Source organism: Enterobacter cloacae complex sp. 394I7, assembly GCF_057320345.1.
In genome coordinates this window covers 900,546-918,370 of the sequence record NZ_JBXWCR010000001.1, presented here as the reverse complement: position 1 = coordinate 918,370, position 17,825 = coordinate 900,546, and the positions used below count along the sequence as shown (strand labels likewise).

Annotated in this window: 18 protein-coding genes; 9 read left to right on the top strand and 9 right to left on the bottom strand. The window is 53.5% G+C overall.

Going from position 1 to position 17,825, the window contains the following annotated elements:
- The first annotated feature begins 613 nt into the window (after positions 1-613).
- Together dtpA and gstA are read left to right on the top strand one after the other, a co-directional pair.
- On the top strand, positions 614-2,122 hold the full coding sequence (dtpA, locus tag AC2FAP_RS04495; RefSeq protein WP_014169796.1) for a dipeptide/tripeptide permease DtpA: 1,509 nt from the start codon (positions 614-616) through the stop codon (positions 2,120-2,122).
- Between the two features lie 105 nt (positions 2,123-2,227).
- A complete protein-coding gene (gstA, locus tag AC2FAP_RS04490; protein ID WP_485452842.1) occupies positions 2,228-2,833 on the top strand; it encodes a glutathione transferase GstA in 606 nt (201 codons plus the stop codon).
- A gap of 59 nt (positions 2,834-2,892) precedes the next feature.
- Here the strand turns inward: gstA and pdxY are convergent, their stop codons facing one another.
- From pdxY to anmK, 5 genes are all read right to left on the bottom strand, one after another.
- Positions 2,893-3,753 (bottom strand): pyridoxal kinase PdxY, encoded by an 861-nt coding sequence (gene pdxY / locus AC2FAP_RS04485; protein WP_014169794.1) that lies wholly within the window; start codon positions 3,751-3,753, stop codon positions 2,893-2,895.
- Positions 3,754-3,818: 65 nt separating this feature from the next.
- The gene (gene tyrS / locus AC2FAP_RS04480) at positions 3,819-5,093 is read right to left on the bottom strand and encodes a tyrosine--tRNA ligase (RefSeq protein WP_032678025.1); all 1,275 of its coding nucleotides are present in this window, start codon (positions 5,091-5,093) and stop codon (positions 3,819-3,821) included.
- Between the two features lie 125 nt (positions 5,094-5,218).
- Entirely contained in the window at positions 5,219-5,875 is a 657-nt protein-coding gene (gene pdxH / locus AC2FAP_RS04475) for a pyridoxamine 5'-phosphate oxidase (protein ID WP_025204349.1), read from the bottom strand.
- 57 nt (positions 5,876-5,932) lie between these two features.
- Positions 5,933-6,256 (bottom strand): C-type lysozyme inhibitor, encoded by a 324-nt coding sequence (gene mliC, locus AC2FAP_RS04470; protein WP_020884329.1) that lies wholly within the window; start codon positions 6,254-6,256, stop codon positions 5,933-5,935.
- A 93-nt stretch (positions 6,257-6,349) separates the two neighbouring features.
- Positions 6,350-7,474 carry an anhydro-N-acetylmuramic acid kinase gene (gene anmK / locus AC2FAP_RS04465; RefSeq protein WP_020884330.1) on the bottom strand — a complete coding sequence of 375 codons (1,125 nt, stop codon included), beginning with the start codon at positions 7,472-7,474 and terminating at the stop codon, positions 6,350-6,352.
- Between the two features lie 255 nt (positions 7,475-7,729).
- Between anmK and slyB the strand changes: the two genes are divergently transcribed.
- Together slyB and AC2FAP_RS04455 are read left to right on the top strand one after the other, a co-directional pair.
- Positions 7,730-8,197 carry an outer membrane lipoprotein SlyB gene (gene slyB, locus AC2FAP_RS04460; protein WP_014169789.1) on the top strand — a complete coding sequence of 156 codons (468 nt, stop codon included), beginning with the start codon at positions 7,730-7,732 and terminating at the stop codon, positions 8,195-8,197.
- 248 nt (positions 8,198-8,445) lie between these two features.
- Positions 8,446-9,807 carry a sensor domain-containing diguanylate cyclase gene (locus tag AC2FAP_RS04455; protein WP_182268508.1) on the top strand — a complete coding sequence of 454 codons (1,362 nt, stop codon included), beginning with the start codon at positions 8,446-8,448 and terminating at the stop codon, positions 9,805-9,807.
- Between the two features lie 35 nt (positions 9,808-9,842).
- Here AC2FAP_RS04455 and slyA read toward each other — a convergent pair whose 3' ends face one another.
- Complete coding sequence (gene slyA / locus AC2FAP_RS04450; RefSeq protein ID WP_014169785.1) at positions 9,843-10,283, bottom strand: transcriptional regulator SlyA; 441 nt, start codon at positions 10,281-10,283, stop codon at positions 9,843-9,845.
- Positions 10,284-10,469: 186 nt separating this feature from the next.
- On the opposite strand from slyA, the gene AC2FAP_RS04445 reads away from it, so the two are divergent.
- Genes AC2FAP_RS04445 through AC2FAP_RS04435 form a run of 3 tightly spaced genes read left to right on the top strand, consistent with a single transcriptional unit; the run spans position 10,470 to position 13,602 of the window.
- The gene (locus AC2FAP_RS04445) at positions 10,470-10,706 is read left to right on the top strand and encodes a DUF1656 domain-containing protein (RefSeq protein WP_020884333.1); all 237 of its coding nucleotides are present in this window, start codon (positions 10,470-10,472) and stop codon (positions 10,704-10,706) included.
- Positions 10,707-10,708: 2 nt separating this feature from the next.
- Entirely contained in the window at positions 10,709-11,569 is an 861-nt protein-coding gene (locus AC2FAP_RS04440; RefSeq protein ID WP_182268662.1) for an efflux RND transporter periplasmic adaptor subunit, read from the top strand.
- Entirely contained in the window at positions 11,569-13,602 is a 2,034-nt protein-coding gene (locus AC2FAP_RS04435) for an FUSC family protein (protein ID WP_047366454.1), read from the top strand. Before AC2FAP_RS04440 ends, AC2FAP_RS04435 begins: the two co-directional genes overlap by 1 nt.
- Here the strand turns inward: AC2FAP_RS04435 and sodC are convergent.
- The 3 genes from sodC to AC2FAP_RS04420 form a co-directional block, all read right to left on the bottom strand.
- Positions 13,581-14,099 (bottom strand): superoxide dismutase [Cu-Zn] SodC, encoded by a 519-nt coding sequence (sodC, locus tag AC2FAP_RS04430; protein ID WP_020884336.1) that lies wholly within the window; start codon positions 14,097-14,099, stop codon positions 13,581-13,583. The two genes, AC2FAP_RS04435 and sodC, sit on opposite strands and share 22 nt — an antisense overlap.
- Before the next feature lie 79 nt (positions 14,100-14,178).
- Positions 14,179-15,075: an aldo/keto reductase gene (locus tag AC2FAP_RS04425; RefSeq protein WP_014169781.1), complete on the bottom strand. Its 897-nt coding sequence runs from the start codon at positions 15,073-15,075 to the stop codon at positions 14,179-14,181.
- 48 nt (positions 15,076-15,123) lie between these two features.
- Positions 15,124-15,363 carry a DUF1289 domain-containing protein gene (locus AC2FAP_RS04420; protein WP_020884337.1) on the bottom strand — a complete coding sequence of 80 codons (240 nt, stop codon included), beginning with the start codon at positions 15,361-15,363 and terminating at the stop codon, positions 15,124-15,126.
- 149 nt (positions 15,364-15,512) lie between these two features.
- Between AC2FAP_RS04420 and eptA the strand changes: the two genes are divergently transcribed.
- Positions 15,513-17,138, top strand: coding sequence for a phosphoethanolamine transferase EptA (eptA, locus tag AC2FAP_RS04415; protein ID WP_182268507.1), 1,626 nt, complete (start codon positions 15,513-15,515; stop codon positions 17,136-17,138).
- A 41-nt stretch (positions 17,139-17,179) separates the two neighbouring features.
- Positions 17,180-17,779 (top strand): TetR/AcrR family transcriptional regulator, encoded by a 600-nt coding sequence (locus AC2FAP_RS04410; protein ID WP_014169778.1) that lies wholly within the window; start codon positions 17,180-17,182, stop codon positions 17,777-17,779.
- The last annotated feature ends 46 nt before the right edge of the window (positions 17,780-17,825 follow it).

Below are 17,825 nucleotides of genomic sequence, written 5' to 3'. Positions count from 1 at the left end.
TTGCGCTTTTCGTTTTCTGACGCAACGGCAATTCCTTACCAAAAGAGGGTCTACCAGAAGACCTTCTTTTGACCATAATTTATCCGCCTTCATTACCGCTTCCCTTATCACTTGTTCGAGCCTTTAACGCTCAAACAGGTTAATACTTTTTTCATAGCCGAAAATTTCTATACATATGTGATCAAGATCACCCTGATAACTTCGTGTTGAATTTTTGTTGTTAAAAGCGGCGTAAACCCTTTGCCAGACAAGATCAAACTCATCACGAGCAACACATAAGACCAGCTATTTTCCAGAATATGGGCTATATCACTGCAATAAACCTCAAATAGCAGAACATATCGCCACTGAGGGCAAAATACGGGTGAATGCCAGTCAAAAAAACTCCCTTTACAGATCGTATGAAATTTAACGCTGAATAACATTTGTATGAACCGCCGATTATAGCGGCCCAGTTATATGTAACAGATTATTACAAACGTATTGCCAGACGGTGCAGGATAGTGAACATTACCCGCCGTTTCTCCTCCCAATATAACTATAAGGCGGATGGACTACGGCCATCACGCGATGAACACCCCCGTTAATATGGGATGTAAAAAAAGAGGTATATGTGTCGACTGCAAACAATAAACCAACAGATGAAAGCGTAAGTCTTAACGCTTTTAAACAACCTAAAGCGTTCTATCTCATCTTCTCTATCGAGTTATGGGAGCGTTTTGGTTATTACGGCCTGCAAGGGATCATGGCGGTTTACCTGGTAAAACAGCTGGGTATGTCCGAAGCAGATTCCATTACGCTGTTCTCCTCTTTCAGTGCCCTGGTGTACGGTCTGGTCGCTATCGGCGGCTGGCTGGGTGATAAAGTCCTCGGGACTAAACGTGTCATTATGCTGGGTGCGATTGTCCTGGCCGTTGGCTATGCACTGGTTGCATGGTCTGGTCACGATGCCGCTGTGGTGTATATGGGTATGGCGACTATCGCCGTCGGTAACGGTCTGTTCAAAGCGAACCCGTCTTCCCTGCTTTCTACCTGTTACAACAAAGATGACCCGCGTCTGGACGGTGCATTCACCATGTACTACATGTCCGTGAACATCGGTTCCTTCTTCTCCATGCTGGCAACCCCGTGGCTGGCCGCTAAATTCGGCTGGAGCGTTGCGTTCTCCCTGTCCGTTGTCGGTATGCTGATCACCGTGGTTAACTTTGCCTTCTGCAAACGCTGGGTAAAAGACTACGGCTCCAAACCAGACTTCGAACCGGTTCACATTGGCAAACTGCTGGCGACCATTGTCGGCGTGGTGATCCTCGCGGCAATCGCAACCTGGCTGCTGCATAACCAGGGCATCGCGCGTGCCGTTCTGGGTGTGGTTGCGCTGGGTATCGTGATCATCTTCGCGAAAGAAGCCTTCGCCATGCAGGGTGCCGCTCGTCGTAAGATGATTGTGGCCTTCATTCTGATGCTGGAAGCGATTATCTTCTTCGTTCTGTACAGCCAGATGCCAACGTCTCTGAACTTCTTCGCTATCCGTAACGTTGAACACTCAATCCTGGGTATCGCGTTCGAGCCGGAGCAGTATCAGGCCCTGAACCCGTTCTGGATCATGATTGGTAGCCCGATTCTGGCTGCTATCTATAACAAGATGGGCGACCGTCTGCCGATGCCGCACAAATTTGCTATCGGTATGCTGCTGTGTTCTGGCGCATTCCTGGTACTGCCGCTGGGTACGAAATTTGCGACTGACGCCGGTATCGTCTCCGTTAACTGGCTGATCCTGAGCTATGCGCTGCAGTCTATCGGTGAACTGATGATCTCCGGTCTGGGCCTGGCGATGGTTGCACAACTGGTTCCTCAGCGTCTGATGGGCTTCATCATGGGTAGCTGGTTCCTGACCACTGCGGGTGCCGCCATCATCGCAGGTAAAATTGCAAACCTGATGGCCGTGCCGGATAACGTGACTGACCCACTGGTCTCTCTGAACGTCTACGGTACCGTGTTCATGCAGATTGGTATTGCTACTGCGGTTATCGCGGTTCTGATGATGCTGACTGCGCCGAAGCTGAATCGCATGACTCAGGACGACGACAAGACGGCGAAAGCGACCGAAACCGCTACCGCATAATGTCACTGAGAAACGACTGAACAGAAGCCGCTAATGTATTAGCGGCTTTTTTTTTACCCGTTCGCGCACTAACATAGCTGAAACCTCAGCAAAAAGGAGTTACCGATGAAACTGTTCTACAAACCGGGCGCGTGCTCTCTTGCTTCCCATATTACCCTGCGCGAGAGCGGCAAAGATTTCACGCTGGATGGCGTTGACCTGATGGAAAAACGCCTGGAAAACGGCGATGATTTTTTTGCTATTAACCCGAAGGGACAAGTTCCGGCTCTGCTGCTGGATGACGGTACCCTGCTGACCGAAGGCGTGGCGATTATGCAGTTCCTCGCCGATAGCGTGCCCGACAGGCAATTGCTGGCACCGGTAAGCACGGTTTCTCGCTACAAAACGCTGGAGTGGATGAACTACATTGCGACCGAGCTGCACAAAGGCTTTACGCCGCTGTTCCGTCCGGAGACGCCGGAAGAGTACAAACCGACCGTACGTGCTCAACTGGAGAAAAAACTGCAGTACGTTAACGCATCGCTGAAAGACGATCAGTGGATTGGGGGCGCGCGTTTTACGATTGCCGATGCCTATCTGTTCACCGTGCTGCGCTGGGCGCGGGCCATTAAGCTCAACATGGACGGGCTGGACCACATTGCATCGTACATGGATCGCGTAGCCGCGCGTCCTGCGGTGGCTGCAGCGCTTAAAGCAGAAGGGTTGAACTGACCGGCGCACTGTATTGCCGGGTGGCGCTGTCGCTACCCGGCTGACAGGAACGTGAACCGTTATAACCGGGTCGCGCTGAAGTAATGCTCCGGTTTCGCGATACGATCCTGTGCCGCGACCACCTGCAGTTCATACTCCTGCATCTCTTTTGTCGCCTTCATGATTTCGTACACCGCAGCAGTCACATGCTCAAGCGCATCCCGCAGCGTGGCTCCCTGAAGTAATTTCACCAGCAGCAAACCGCTTGTCACATCACCGACACCCACCGGCTGACGCATGCCGAAGTCCACCAGCGGACGGCTGATATGCCAGGCTTCGTCTTTCGTCACCAGCAGCATCTCAAAACGGTCCCTGCTCAGCCCTGCGCGCGCGAGATGTTTCACCAGGACAATCTCCGGCCCCTGGGCTATTAACTCGCGAGAAGCGCTTACCGCCTCTTCTACGCTATTCACCGGATGCTCGCAGAGAATTTCCAGCTCAATCAGGTTCGGCGCAATAATATCGCTGGCCGGCAGCGCGTGACGCACATGGAATTCAGCCACGCCGGGGGCCACGATACAGCCTTTCTCCGGATGCCCCATAACAGGATCACAAAAGTATTTCGCCGCCGGGTTTGCCGCTTTCACCTGGCGGACAATGCCCAGGATATGCTCTCCCTGCTCTGCCGAACCGAGATATCCGCTCAGTATCGCATCACAGCGTTTTAGCTGATCGATATTGGCAATGCCCTGCACAATGTCGGTGAGGTGCGAAGGCGGCATCACGCAGCCGGTCCATTGACCGTATTGTGTATGGTTTGAGAACTGCACGGTATTGAGGGGCCAGACGTTGGCACCGAGGCGGCGCATCGGAAATTCCGCGGCGCTGTTACCAGCATGCCCAAAGACCACGTGGGACTGAATGGCGAGGATGTTCTTCATTTTTACTTACCAAACCCTGAAAAAACAAAAGGGGCGTGGTTTCCCACGCCCCTGGATACTTTTAATTATTTCCAGCAGACCAGACAGTAGTTTTTCTTACCGCGACGCAGAAGCGTGTAGCGGCCATACAGACGATCGCTGTCAGCGAAGGTGTATTCCGGGTCGGCCTGTTTTTCACCGTTAATGGTGATAGCGTTCGAGGCGATGGTTTTACGCGCCTGACCGCGGGATGGCTGCAGCTCGGAGTCCACCAGCGCCTGCATCAGGTCGGCACCTTTTTCCATCTCAACCATCGGCACGCCATCCTGCGCCAGCTGTTCGAAGTCCGCTTCGCTCAGATCGCTCAGCGTCCCGTTGAACAGGCTTGCAGTAATACGTTTTGCCGCGGCCAGACCTTCTTCACCGTGAACCAGTTTGGTCACTTCATCAGCCAGTACGTACTGAGCACGTGGTGCCTTACCGCTGGTTTTGTCTTCTTCTTCCAGAGCATTGATCGTCTCAATGTCCATAAAGGTGAAGAACTTCAGGAAGCGATAAACATCGGCATCCGCCGTATTAATCCAGAACTGGTAGAATTTGTACGGGCTGGTTTTCTTCGGATCAAGCCATACCGCGCCGCCTTCGGTTTTGCCAAATTTGGTGCCGTCGGCTTTGGTGATCAGTGGAACGGTCAGACCGAAGACCTGGTTCTGGTGCAGACGACGCGTCAGATCGATACCCGACGTGATGTTGCCCCACTGGTCAGAGCCGCCAATCTGCAGGCAGACGCCGTGCAGTTTATTCAGGCAGGCAAAGTCATAACCCTGCAGCAGGTTGTAGGAGAACTCGGTAAAGGAGATGCCCTGGTCGTCACGGTTCAGACGCTGCTTCACCGCTTCTTTGTTAATCATCTGGTTAACGGAGAAGTGTTTGCCAATGTCGCGCAGGAAGGTCAGCACGTTCATGCCGCCAAACCAGTCATAGTTGTTGGCCGCAATCGCAGAGTTGTCACCGCAGTTAAAGTCGAGGAAAGGCGCAACCTGTTTGCGGATCTTATCCACCCACTCCTGCACGGTGTCTTCGGTGTTCAGTTTACGCTCGGCAGCTTTGAAGCTTGGGTCGCCAATCAGACCGGTCGCGCCGCCAACCAGTGCGACAGGCTTGTGGCCCGCCATCTGGAAGCGTTTCAGGCATAACAATGGAACAAGATGCCCCAAATGCAAGCTGTCAGCGGTAGGATCGAAGCCGCAATAGAGCGCGATCGGGCCTTGCGCCAGTCGCTCTGCTAACGCTTCCTCGTCCGTCACCTGAGCCACAAGGCCCCGCTCTTGCAATTGTTTAATCAAGTTACTGCTTGCCATCAAATTCTCCATGTATAAACGACTGCACCTTTGCCGGTACACGACTTTTCGCCTGATGCGAAAGGTACATAGAATAAAGCGCAAGCGCGGCCTGCGCTAGCGCTTAAATCAACAAATTTCGGCGATTACGGTGCCAGCCTGTCGATTTTCCAGCCGCCATTTTCACGCTGGTATAAAAAGCGGTCATGCAGACGGTGTTCACCGCCCTGCCAGAATTCCATCTGCTCGATCGGAATGCGGAAGCCCCCCCAGAAACTGGGCAACGGGACTTCGCCCTGCTGGAATTTCTGCTTCAGTTCGAGGAATTTGCTTTCAAGCACGCCACGCGCCGAAATACGGCTGGACTGTTTTGAGACCCAGGCGCCAATCTGGCTGTCACGCGGACGGCTGTGGAAATACTTCACCACTTCCAGCGTGGAGAGACGCTCTGCTTTGCCGGTGACCATCACCTGACGCTCCAGCATATGCCACGGGAACAGCAGGCTGATACGAGGATTGTTTTCTAAATGGTGTGCCTTACGACTGCCCAGGTTGGTGTAAAACACCAGGCCTTTCTCGTCATAATGTTTGAGCAGGACGATACGCTGATACGGTTGACCGTTTTCATCTACCGTTGCGACAACCATTGCCGTTGGGTCGGCGAGTTTCGCTTCGCAGGCCTGTTTCAGCCAGCGTTCAAAAAGCACGAGAGGTTCGGCGGGAAGATCCTGGCGACGCAGGCCGCCTTTGGTGTATTCACGGCGCAGATGCGCAATTTGCTGCAGTTCGTCGTTATCTGACATGGCGTTAGCTGACATTGACATTGGGTGGCGCTATTGTGCGCCGCCCCTGTAAAAATCTCAACGCTTCGGATTTTCGAGCTGGCAATTGTTCAGCACAATACGGTCTCGTTTGTAGACGGTGGCACTGTCGCCTTTCGACCAGAAGACATAAATTCCGTCCGTGTAGCGTGCGCCGGAGGCAGAAATGCCCTGCTTGAGGGTGAGCAATTTGTTGTCGTAGACAAAACTGGCTTCCTGACGCGGATTGTTCAGCTTAACGGTCAGCGGTTTTTCATCACAGCGATACTCCAGGGTATCGGTCTGCATGCGATCAAGGAACTGGTTGTAGACGCTGCATCCTGACAGCAATAAAGGCGCGGCAATAAGAAGAAGTTTTTTCATGGGCGTATTCCGAAGACTTTCCTGGTCCTGGAGGGCATGGCTGCCCTCCTGTTTCATTCCATTCTAACGACCACACGCAGCGCTGAATTTCAGTTAACTCTGATTATGACGTGGATTCGCCGGGAAAATGGCCCCGAGGACGCTGGCCTCACGTGCGCCAGTCACCGACGGCAAATTGCCCGGAAGCCCAGCAATGGTGCGCCAGGCAAGCCAGGCAAAGGCCAGCGCTTCCATATCATCGCCGCTGATGCCGGCTTCATCGGTGGTCGTCACCTCGGTACCTGGCAATAACCCGGCAAGACGTGCCATCACCAACGGGTTACGGCTGCCACCGCCGCACACCAGCAGACGTTCGCATCCACCGCTGAGAAGAACCTGTTCCGATATCGAAACCGCCGTTAACTCGGCGAGCGTCGCCTGGACATCCTGCGGTGCAAGTGCCGGGAACTGCGCCAGCTGACGTTCGAGCCAGCCATAATTGAAATATTCGCGCCCCGTGCTTTTGGGTGCCGGTAAAGCGAAGTACGGATCGCTTAGCATGGACTGCAACAGCGGGATGATCACTTTGCCTTCGCTGGCCCATTGCGCGTCTTTATCATACGCCTGACCACGCTGACGCCAGATCCAGGCATCCATCAGCATGTTACCCGGGCCGGTGTCATAGCCGCGTACGGGTTGATCCGGGATAAGCAGAGACAGATTGGCGATACCGCCAATGTTCAGCACCATTCGGCGCTCTGTCGGATGGGTCAACAATGCCTGATGAAAAGCGGGCACCAGCGGCGCGCCCTGCCCGCCAAGCGCAATATCGCGACGCCGAAAATCACCGACTACGGTCACGCCCGTCTTCGCCACAATCTGGTTGTTGTCGCCAATTTGCAGGGTATGCGGTGCATCGCCGACCGGCTCATGCCAGACCGTTTGTCCGTGACAGCCGATAGCGACGACATCCTGCGGGCGAAGCTTTTCTTTATGCATCAGGGCCAGTACCGCATCGGCAAACAGCGCCCCCAGCCGCACATCAAGCTGACCAAGCTGAGAAAGCGTCAGTTGCTGCCCCTGACAGACACTGAGAATGTCCTCTTTCAGCGCCAGGGGGATAGGCCAGGTCAGGCTCGCCTGCTGTGCCACCATGTTTTCATCAATAGCGGCCAGAACGACGTCTACGCCATCCAGACTGGTACCCGACATCACACCAATGTAGCGACCCGATTTCATGCGCTTTCCTTACGTTGCGTGGGCTAATGCTCTCCACTCAACCATAAACAGCGCCGCTTTGCTATCCGGCGATAATATTTTTTAACAATCTCAGACAGGTAACCTGCCGGGTGCCCGTTTATGTCTCGTTAAGTTAAATTCAAGTACAATTTTCTTATTGTTAGTGCAAAGATATGAACTATGGCCCCTTATGCCATATAATTTAGCCATAACGGATGCCCGCCATCGGGCGTTTTTGGTGAACAGGAGATTCAAATGATTTTACGTGTACTGGGCGTTTCGCTGATCGGTTTAACCCTTGCAGGCTGTGTGAATGACAGTTCACTTTCTGGCGACGTGTACAGCGCTTCTGAAGCCAAACAGGTTCAGAGCGTCACTTACGGTACCGTTGTTAACGCACGCCCTGTACAAATTCAGGGTGGCGATGACAGCAACGTGATGGGTGCCATCGGCGGTGCTGTGCTGGGTGGCTTCCTCGGTAATACCGTAGGCGGTGGCACGGGCCGTTCGCTGGCCACGGCAGCAGGTGCCGTTGCGGGTGGTGTTGCAGGCCAGGGCGTTCAGGGTGCAATGAACAAAAGCCAGGGCGTAGAACTGGAAATCCGTAAAGATGACGGCAGCACCATCATGGTAGTACAGAAACAAGGTAATACCCGTTTCTCTGCCGGCCAGCGCGTTGTTCTGGCGAGCAACGGAAGCCAGGTCACCGTTTCTCCACGCTAATTCAAACTGGATGTGGTCATCAGACCACATCCATTTAACAAATCCATTTAACAAATCTGTTTAGCGAAGCCCGTAAACAAATCTATTTACATATAATATAATTACCAGCAATATATTTACAAAAAACATTCCCGCCATGAATCATTAAGCGCGGTATATCTTGTTCCTGCGCAAAGTATTTACTCTCCACGCCTGTTACTCTCTTTCTTACTTTACATTTTTTAATTTTATTATTCCGTCAAATCCCTATGCTTGCACTACAACGATATTTTAAGAACCCTTATATTACATTCTGTTTTGGATGCATCGTCGTCGTTGGAATATTACAAGGTCTCTTTGTAAAACTGGTCGAATTAGTCCCTTCATTCTCACCGCTGCTATTCCCGACACTTACCATATTTTTGCTGGTATTCCACCTGTTTATTGCCTGCTTCATGGTCATGAAATACTGGTGCGACAGACGGCGGTTGTACCTTATCGCCCTCGCCTCGGCCTTCGCCGGGTCGACGATGCTGATGGCCGGTACCCTCTCCAGCTTCCCGTCATGGCTGGATCTCTATCAGTTCAATGTTGTCGACTATAACGACGCCATGATCTTCTTTATGTTCCGTCATATTCTTATGGCGGTGCTGATAATAGTCTCAGCTTTGCTCTATTCTATTCGGGATTATCCCCTTTCACGCCCCGCGCATATTGCCGTGGTTATCGGTACAATGCTGTTTACGGTTTCTATGGTCGCCCTGGCCTGGTTCTGCTCCAGCCACTCGGCACTGATAACGCTGGATCTGGTAGATAATGAAACCCGGCAATTTATGGTTCTCTGGAGCCAGGTCATAAATATCTTTTTGATTCTTCTCTGGGTTGTGGCATTAGCAACGTTAATGACGATTACCCGGGTGCGGAATCTTTTTTGGGTTGGCGGTAATTTCTTATGTGTCTGTTATGTCCTGACGCTCTCATTACTGTTAGCCGGCGGGCATGCTGAGGACACGTCCTGGTATCACGCTCGCTTATTCGAAACCGTGGCGACGCTGATGATTATTTTTGTCCTGCTGTACGACGTCTTTAACCTGTATCGCGACTCGCACATAAAGTATCAGCAGTCTTATCAGAACTCGATCCGCGACCCGCTGACGCGCCTCTACAACCGCAGTTATTTTTACGACGCCTTAAATCAGGCACTCAACATCAGCAAAGCCAACCACCCTGTGTCGGTTATCGTCAGCGATCTCGACCGTTTTAAGCGCATCAACGACTGCTACGGCCATCTGCAGGGAGACAAAGTATTGCAGTTTGTCGCCAACCTGCTGATGGATTCCGTCCGCCCGCAGGACATTGCGGCACGTATTGGTGGGGAAGAATTTGTCCTGATGCTGACCAATACTTCGTCGGAGGCAGCGTACCAGGTGGCTGAACGCATACGGCTAAAGCTGAGCAGTTTTGATAAGGTCAGCAGCGGGGGTCAGTTACCTGAATCCATCACGATTAGCATGGGGGTATTTACCGCCACCTCTCCGACGACGACCGCTGAAGCGTGCGTGGAGAATGCTGACAAGGCGATGTATGAAGCGAAAGAGACCGGGCGTAACCGTGTCGTTGTGTCGAGGTAAAAAAGGCCTTGCTGCTGCAAGGCCTTATGATGGTGTCAGTCGCGTGACTGCAGCTCATGGATGTTCTGCTCGAGGCGTCCAATGAGGCTGATGAGCAGTTCAAGCTCTGCGGGTGAAACCCCGGAAAGGATTTCGCCGCGCGTTTTGGTGATAACGGCTTCCATTTCAGTAATGATAGGTGCCGCTTTCTCAGTGAGCTTAATCCGCTTAGCGCGACGATCGCTGGCGCAGGTTTGCCGGGAGATGAGTCCTTTCTCTTCCAGTTGGTCAAGCGTACGTACCAGTGATGGTTGCTCAATGCCGATCGCTTTTGCCAGTTGAATTTGTGACTGGTCGGGTGGCAGCTGATGAATGTTATGCAGCGTGACCCAGTGCGTCTGTGTCAATTCCAGAGGTTTCAGGCGATGGTCAATCAGAGCACGCCAGACGCGTACCAACCTTGCCAGATCAGAACCTAATGGCGATTCCAATTTCATCTCCTTATAATTAGCTTGCTAAGTTATTATACTGATTTTAGAATAGTGTGCAGCATTTGTATTGGCAAAACAAATGCAATACTGCATTCATCGAACTTAAAAGGATGACTTACACTGAATTGTGATGTTCCATCAGATTAAGACTCGCCCTCGCGGCATTTTGTTCACTGCAAAGGATCTCTGCCCGTGACGTTTTTTCAAAGCTCCGTGGGACTCCCCCTTCAGGACCTGATTTTCGGTGCGTCAGTCTACTTTCCGCCCTTGTTTAAGGCCGTCCTGGTCGGCTTTATGATTTGGCTCATAGCCCATCGCCTGCTTCGCGACTGGATGTACTCCGGCGAGATTTGGCACCCCATGTTAATGGATCTCTCCCTGTTTGCCCTTTCCGTATGCCTGGGCCTAGCTGTCTTGATTGTGTGGTGAATATGCCCCTGAAAACGCTGAAGTACTTTTCCACGCTGATTGTTCTTGCTCTGGCCCTGGTTGCCGGGTGGTGGCTCTGGAATTTTTATATGCAGTCACCCTGGACACGTGACGGCAAAGTGCGGGCTGAGCAGGTCAGCATTACCCCACAGGTTTCGGGCAGCATTACGACGCTTGTTGTGAAAGATAACCAGTACGTTAAAAAGGGTGACGTGTTATTCCGTATCGACGACACCCCCTATCATATTGCGATCCTTAACGCCCAGGCACAGCTGGCGAAGGCCCAGTCTGATTTAGCAAAAGCCAATAACGAAGCCAATCGCCGCCGGCATTTGTCGCGCAACTATATTTCCGCAGAAGATTTAGATACTGCCAATATCAACGTTAAGGCCATGCAGGCGAGCGTGAACGTCGCGGAGGCTACGCTCAAACAGGCGCAGTGGGAGCTGACACAAACCGTTATTACCGCGCCAGTCGATGGATGGATCACCAACCTGTCAGCCCGCGTGGGGAATTATGCCACCGCCGGGCAACCCGTTTTCGCCCTTGTCGACAGCCACTCGTTCTATGTGGTGGGTTATTTTGAAGAGACCAAGCTTCGCCATATTCGCGAAGGGTCTCCCGCTACCATTACGCTTTACAGCGGCTCGCAGCGGTTACAGGGTCACGTCTCCAGCATTGGCCGCGCCATTTACGATCAGAGTGTTGAAATGGATTCAGGCCTGGTACCGGACATCAAACCGAACGTGCCGTGGGTGCGTCTGGCCCAGCGCGTACCGGTTCGTGTGGAGTTTGATCGTTTACCGCAGGGCATGACGCTGGTCTCCGGCACAACCTGCACCGTCGCCATCGGGACCCGTTGATGAACCTGCAGGCCTTCTCCTGGCGAAATACGCCGTGGATGAAAGCGACACGTCCGCAGTGGCGCTATGCGCTGCGTAATGGCATTGCGATGTGTCTGGCGCTGACTGTCGCCTATTACCTCAACCTTGATCAGCCCTACTGGGCAATGACCTCTGCCGCGGTGGTGAGTTTCCCCACCGTCGGCGGGGTGATCAGCAAAAGTCTTGGACGTATTGCCGGCAGCCTGTTGGGTGCCACCGCAGCGTTAATCATTGCAGGTCATACGCTGAACGATCCGTGGCTTTTTTTGTTGAGCATGGCGATATGGCTGGGCTTTTGTACCTGGGCCTGCGCGCACTTTACGAATAATGTTGCCTATGCCTTCCAGCTGGCCGGCTATACCGCCGCCATTATCGCCTTTCCGGTGGTGAATGTGCTCGATACCACCGAGCTGTGGGACATCGCACAGGCGCGCGTCTGCGAAGTGATTGTCGGTATTCTGAGCGGCGGTTTCATGATGATGATCCTGCCGAGCACTTCCGATGGCACCGCGCTTATTACCGCCCTGAAGACCATGCATACCCGTTTACTGGAGCACGCAAGCCTGCTCTGGCAACCGGATACCAACGACGACATCCGTCTTGCGCACGAAAAGGTGATCGGCCAGATCCTGACCATGAATCTGTTACGCATTCAGGCCTTCTGGAGCCACTATCGCTTTCGTCGTCAGAACACCCTGCTGAACTATCTGTTGCATCAGCAGCTGCGTATGACCAGCTCAATCTCCAGCCTGCGCCGGATGCTGCTCAACTGGCCCACGCCCCCTGCACATACGCGCGCCGTGATTGAAACGCTGCTTGCGGCGCTTGCACGCCCGGATGCCGACATCTACACCGTCGCGAAGATTATCGCCCCGCTCGCGCCAGTAGATGAGTACGATTACCGTCACCGCGCCTTCTGGCAGCGTCTCAACTATTTTTGCCGGTTGTATCTGCGCAGCAGCCGCTGGATTAACGCCGTGGAAAATGCCACCCCGGTCACCGAGTTCGCTGTCCCCGGTAGCCCGGCGCTGGCACGACACACAGACTCGATGGAGGCACTGTGGAGCGGTTTTCGTACCTTTTGCGCGCTCACGCTGGTCGGCGCGTGGAGTATCACCACCCAGTGGGAGTCAGGCCCTGCGGCCCTGACGCTTGCTGCTATCAGCTGCGTGCTGTACTCCGTCGCCGCGTCACCGTTCAACTCCCTCACGCTGCTGCTGCGCACCCTGGTGCTGCTTTCGCTGTTTAGTTTTGCCGTGAAGTTTGGGTTGATGGTGCAGATAAGCGACCTGTGGCAGTTCCTTCTGTTCCTGTTCCCGCTGTTAACCACCATGCAGCTGCTAAAGCTGCAAATGCCCAAACTCGCGGGGCTGTGGGGACAGCTGATTGTATTTATGGGCTCGTTTATCTCCGTCACTAACCCGCCGGTTTATGACTACGCCGATTTTCTCAATGATAATCTGGCGAAGATCCTTGGCGTTGGGCTGGCGTGGCTGGCATTTGCGGTGTTACGTCCGGGTTCAGATGCGCGCAAGAGTCGCCGGCATATCCGCGAGTTACGCAGAGGTTTTGTCGATCAGTTGAGTCGAAAACCGCATTTACGTGAAAGTGAGTATGAATCGCTGGTCTATCACTATGTCAGCCAGCTCAATAACAGCCAGGACTCCCTTTCGCGCCGCTGGCTGTTGCGCTGGGGCGTGGTGCTGTTGAACTGCTCTCACGTGGTCTGGCAACTTAGGGCATGGGAAACACGGTCCGACCCGCTGTCGCAGGTTCGTGATGTCTGCATCACCCTGCTACGCGATGTCATGAGCGAACGCGGTGTCCAGCAGCGTCCACTGGAAACCACGCTTGCTGAACTTCAGCGAATTTGCGATACCCTTGCGCACCACCACTCGCCTGCAGCACGAGATTTAGCCTCGATAATCTGGCGCCTGCACTGCTCACTGTCGCAGCTGGAACAGGCACCGGCTCCGGGTACAATTGGGGATCACATCACCCCGCAGGCATAGCGAGCCCCGCCACCGCCAAGCGGTTTTGGCTGATCGGACATATTGTCGCCGCCGACATGGATCATCAGCGCCTTGCCTTTCACTTCATCCAGCTTTTTCAGCCGCGGCGCGACGACGGGATCCGTGGCTTTGCCGTCGTTATTCACCACCAGCACCGGCAAATCGCCCAGATGTCCCATACCGTCAGGACCTTCATGCTTACCGGTATGTTGTGGGTCGAGGTGGCCGCCTGCCGCCTCCGCAGCCGAGGCTTTACCCTCTTTTAATGCGGGCTGACAGCTACCGTTAGCATGGACATGGAAACCATGTTCGCCAGGAGGAAGGGCTTTGAGATTGGGCGCGAATTCCAGTCCCTTGTCGGTTTCAGTGATTTTCACCGTGCCGATGGACTGACCTACACCCTGAGAGGTGACGAGATTCATTTCCACTTCATCACTGGCCGCCTGCGCACCTGCACAGACCACCAGCGTGACGAGAGCCAGAGTAAAACGCTTCATATGACCTCCACGGGTTGTTTTTTGCCCCTTAAGTTTATACCAGGGGCAAAGATTTCACCGGAAAGTCACGTTTTACCGGTTACGGGACGTCGTAACCCAGCGCCGCTTTGCGGATGCGGAACCACTGCTGACGGGTCATCTGCAACTCTTCCGCGGCAATGGCGGCGCGTACGCGTTCAATTTTGCCCGAGCCAATGATCGGCAGTGGTTTTGACGGCAGACGCAGGATCCACGCGTACACCACCTGTTCGATGCTCCCGGCATTCAGTTCGCGGGCAATGGTCTCAAGCTCAGTGCGCAGCGGCTGGAATTCATCATCATTAAACAGACGTCCGCCGCCCAGACACGACCACGCCATCGGACGGATACGCAACTGCTGAAGCTGATCGAGCGTGCCATCCAGCAACAGCGGCTGATGAACCGGAGAAATTTCAACCTGGTTGGTGGCCAGGGTAAACGGCAGACGAGACTGCAGCAGCGCAAACTGTGCAGGGGTAAAGTTTGATACGCCGAAATGACGCACTTTGCCGCTTTGATGCAGATTCAGAAACGCTTCGGCCACCTCATCGGCATCCATCAACGGATCGGGGCGGTGGATCAGTAGCAGATCGATATGATCGGTCGCCAGGTTAACCAGCGACTGTTCGGCGCTCTTAATGATGTGCGCGCTGTCGGTAATGTAATGGCCGAGAGCATGCTCCGGTTTTGCCGTCGTGGCAATCCCGCATTTGGTGACGATCTCCATGCGTTCGCGTAACGCAGGAACCAACTTGAGTGCCTCGCCGAACGCGGCTTCACACTGATAGCCGCCGTAAATATCAGCGTGATCGACCGTGGTGATCCCTAAGTCGAGATGCTCTTCAATAAAGCTTGCCAGCTGGAGGGGGGACATATTCCAGTCCATCAGGCGCCAGTAGCCCATCACAAAGCGGGAGAATTCTGGCCCCTGGGGGGCAAGGGTAATTCGCTGAACCATAACATTTTCCTCAAGGACGTGATGTCATGAGTATACGCAATTACCGTGTTAAAACAGTGAAGGTTGCTGGGGTTCTTCGGTGTCACCGGCTTTGTTTGCGCGTATTTTGCGCAGAAGTCGCTGTCGACAGAGACGGAGCACCTCCTGTTTCTGCGTGTCGCTGAAGTGTTGCCAGTTAAAACGCTCATCGCGCGTGCGCATGCAGCCACGGCAATATCCGCGTTCATCCACCTGACAAATACCCCGGCACGGGCTCTGGATGGGGAAAAACTCCAGTTGCTCTGCCACACTCACCTCCCGATAACGACTATCACCTACAGTGAAGACGGTAAACGTCCCGCGTGCAAGGGCTTTACCACAGTTTTGTGGCATTAAGGTTTCACTAATCTTCGTTCTCTATACTCGCCCCATCATTAAAATTGCAGGTTTTCTGATCGATGTGGCTAATCAAAAAGTTACAATGTAACGATATAAAATTTACTCTGGGCTGTGCACTTTTCTTTACCGTATTAAACGCGCTGTTTATTCAGCGTAGCTGGGCAATTATCGCGCCCGCGCATATCCATGACGTCCTCTTTGCCGCGTCCGTTCCACTGGTGCTGTTTTGCGGCTGGGTCATTGTTTTTAGTCTGCTTAATATCCCGTTTATCCGTAAGCCGCTGCTGATTGTCTTGACCGTCGGATGCGCCGCCGCGACTTACTTTATGTATACCTACGGCGCGGTTATCGATCAGAACATGATTGTTAACGTGTTCGAAACCAACTCTCAGGAAGCCACCGCCCTGGTGACGCCGCAGATGATCCTGTGGATTGTCGTTGCCGGTCTTGTTCCGTCCGTGGTGCTGGCCATGATCCGCATTCGCACCGGGAAATGGTGGTACGCCCTGCTGACCCGTTTTGCCGCAATGCTCGGCGCCCTGCTGGTTATCATCCTCATCGCCGCCCTGTTTTATAAAGATTACGCATCGCTGTTTCGCAATAACAAAAGCATCGTCAAAATGGTGACCCCCGCGAACTATGTCAGCGCGATGGTCAAATACAGCAAAATGCGCTGGTTTGCAGGCGATCAAACGCTGGTCCGGATCGGTGAAGATGCCCATAAAGGGCCGCTGATTACAGGCCAACAAAAGAAAACCGTTCTGGTGCTGGTCATCGGTGAAGCGTCACGCGCCGCGAACTACTCGTTGAATGGCTACGGGCGTGAAACAAACCCCGAGCTGAAAAAGCAGGATGTTATTAACTTCCCGCAGGCCTCCTCCTGCGGCACCGAAACGGCCGTCTCCGTGCCCTGCATGTTCTCCGGTATGACGCGCAGTAAATACGATGCCGACCTGGCCCATCACCAGGAAGGGTTGCTGGACGTGCTCGCCCATGCGGGGATCAATATGCTGTGGCGTGACAATGATGGCGGTTGTAAAGGCGCCTGCGATCGCGTTCCCCATACCGACATGACCCAGTGGAAACTCGATCAGTTCTGCAAAGACAACTCCTGCATTGACGATGTGAACTTCACCCGTCTGGACAATGTTCTGGATGGCCTGAAGCAGGACTCCGTACTGGTCATCCACCTGATGGGCAGCCACGGCCCGGCATACTATCGCCGTTATCCGGATAATTTCCGCAAATTTACGCCAACCTGCGATACCAATGAAATTCAGGATTGCGATCACCAGGCGCTGATGAATACCTATGACAACACCATCCTGTATACCGACAGCATGGTCAGTAAAACCATCGATGCCCTAAAAGCGCGTCAGGCGAGCATGAATACCGCCCTGATTTACCTTTCGGATCACGGGGAGTCGCTGGGCGAAAGCGGGATTTATCTGCACGGCACGCCGTATCTGCTGGCCCCAGAGCAACAAACGCACATTCCGTTTATGTTCTGGTTATCACCAGACTATGCGAAAAATTTCGGCGTCAACGCGCAGTGTTTACGTGACCATGCAGCAAAAAATGCGGTTTCGCAGGACAATTTGTTCTCTACCGTATTGGGTATGATGGACATTAAATCAAAGGTTTATCAACAGCAGCTGGATATTCTGAACGCATGTCGCCACTGAACACGCTTGCAATAGACCGAACGGTCTATTAGAGTGCGGCCATGAGCAGAAATACAGAACACGATACCCGAGAACATTTACTGGCGACCGGCGAGCGACTTTGCATGCATCGCGGGTTCACCGGTATGGGGTTGAGCGAGTTATTAAAAACCGCTGAGGTACCGAAGGGGTCGTTTTATCACTACTTCCGGTCCAAAGAGGCGTTTGGCGTGGCAATGCTGGAGCGGCACTATGCCAGCTACCATCAGCGCCTGGCAGCGCACTTTGCCACGGGCGAAGGTAATTATCGCGATCGTGTTCTGCACTTCTATCAGGAAACGCTGAACCAGTTCTGTCAGCAGGGCATCATCAGCGGTTGCCTGACGGTAAAACTTTCTGCCGAAGTGTGCGATCTTTCAGAAGATATGCGCACAGCAATGGATAAAGGGGCCCGCGGGGTTATCGCCCTCATGGCACAGGCGCTGGAGAAAGGCCGCGATGAAAAAACGCTGACTTTTCCCGGCGAACCTTTAACCCAGGCGCAGGTTTTATACGCCCTCTGGTTAGGCGCGAACCTGCAGGCCAAGATTTCTCGCAGTGCGGTGCCGCTTGAAAGCGCACTGGCACATGTAAAAAGCAGCATTACTACGCCTCGCGTATAGCAGGCGTTTTTATTTACGTAATTACTAGACGACTGGTCTACTCAGG

Bases quoted from the DNA above. Each gene is read 5' to 3' on its own strand.
- slyA (WP_014169785.1), bottom strand. From the start codon at position 10,283: ATGAAATTGGAATCGCCATTAGGTTCTGATCTGGCAAGGTTGGTACGC.
- pdxH (WP_025204349.1), bottom strand. From the start codon at position 5,875: ATGTCAGATAACGACGAACTGCAGCAAATTGCGCATCTGCGCCGTGAA.
- AC2FAP_RS04425 (WP_014169781.1), bottom strand. From the start codon at position 15,075: ATGGTTCAGCGAATTACCCTTGCCCCCCAGGGGCCAGAATTCTCCCGC.
- pdxY (WP_014169794.1), bottom strand. From the start codon at position 3,753: ATGAAGAACATCCTCGCCATTCAGTCCCACGTGGTCTTTGGGCATGCT.
- AC2FAP_RS04435 (WP_047366454.1), top strand. From the start codon at position 11,569: ATGAACCTGCAGGCCTTCTCCTGGCGAAATACGCCGTGGATGAAAGCG.
- AC2FAP_RS04455 (WP_182268508.1), top strand. From the start codon at position 8,446: ATGCTTGCACTACAACGATATTTTAAGAACCCTTATATTACATTCTGT.
- AC2FAP_RS04440 (WP_182268662.1), top strand. From the start codon at position 10,709: ATGCCCCTGAAAACGCTGAAGTACTTTTCCACGCTGATTGTTCTTGCT.
- gstA (WP_485452842.1), top strand. From the start codon at position 2,228: ATGAAACTGTTCTACAAACCGGGCGCGTGCTCTCTTGCTTCCCATATT.
- sodC (WP_020884336.1), bottom strand. From the start codon at position 14,099: ATGAAGCGTTTTACTCTGGCTCTCGTCACGCTGGTGGTCTGTGCAGGT.
- anmK (WP_020884330.1), bottom strand. From the start codon at position 7,474: ATGAAATCGGGTCGCTACATTGGTGTGATGTCGGGTACCAGTCTGGAT.
- AC2FAP_RS04410 (WP_014169778.1), top strand. From the start codon at position 17,180: ATGAGCAGAAATACAGAACACGATACCCGAGAACATTTACTGGCGACC.
- eptA (WP_182268507.1), top strand. From the start codon at position 15,513: ATGTGGCTAATCAAAAAGTTACAATGTAACGATATAAAATTTACTCTG.
- mliC (WP_020884329.1), bottom strand. From the start codon at position 6,256: ATGAAAAAACTTCTTCTTATTGCCGCGCCTTTATTGCTGTCAGGATGC.
- slyB (WP_014169789.1), top strand. From the start codon at position 7,730: ATGATTTTACGTGTACTGGGCGTTTCGCTGATCGGTTTAACCCTTGCA.
- tyrS (WP_032678025.1), bottom strand. From the start codon at position 5,093: ATGGCAAGCAGTAACTTGATTAAACAATTGCAAGAGCGGGGCCTTGTG.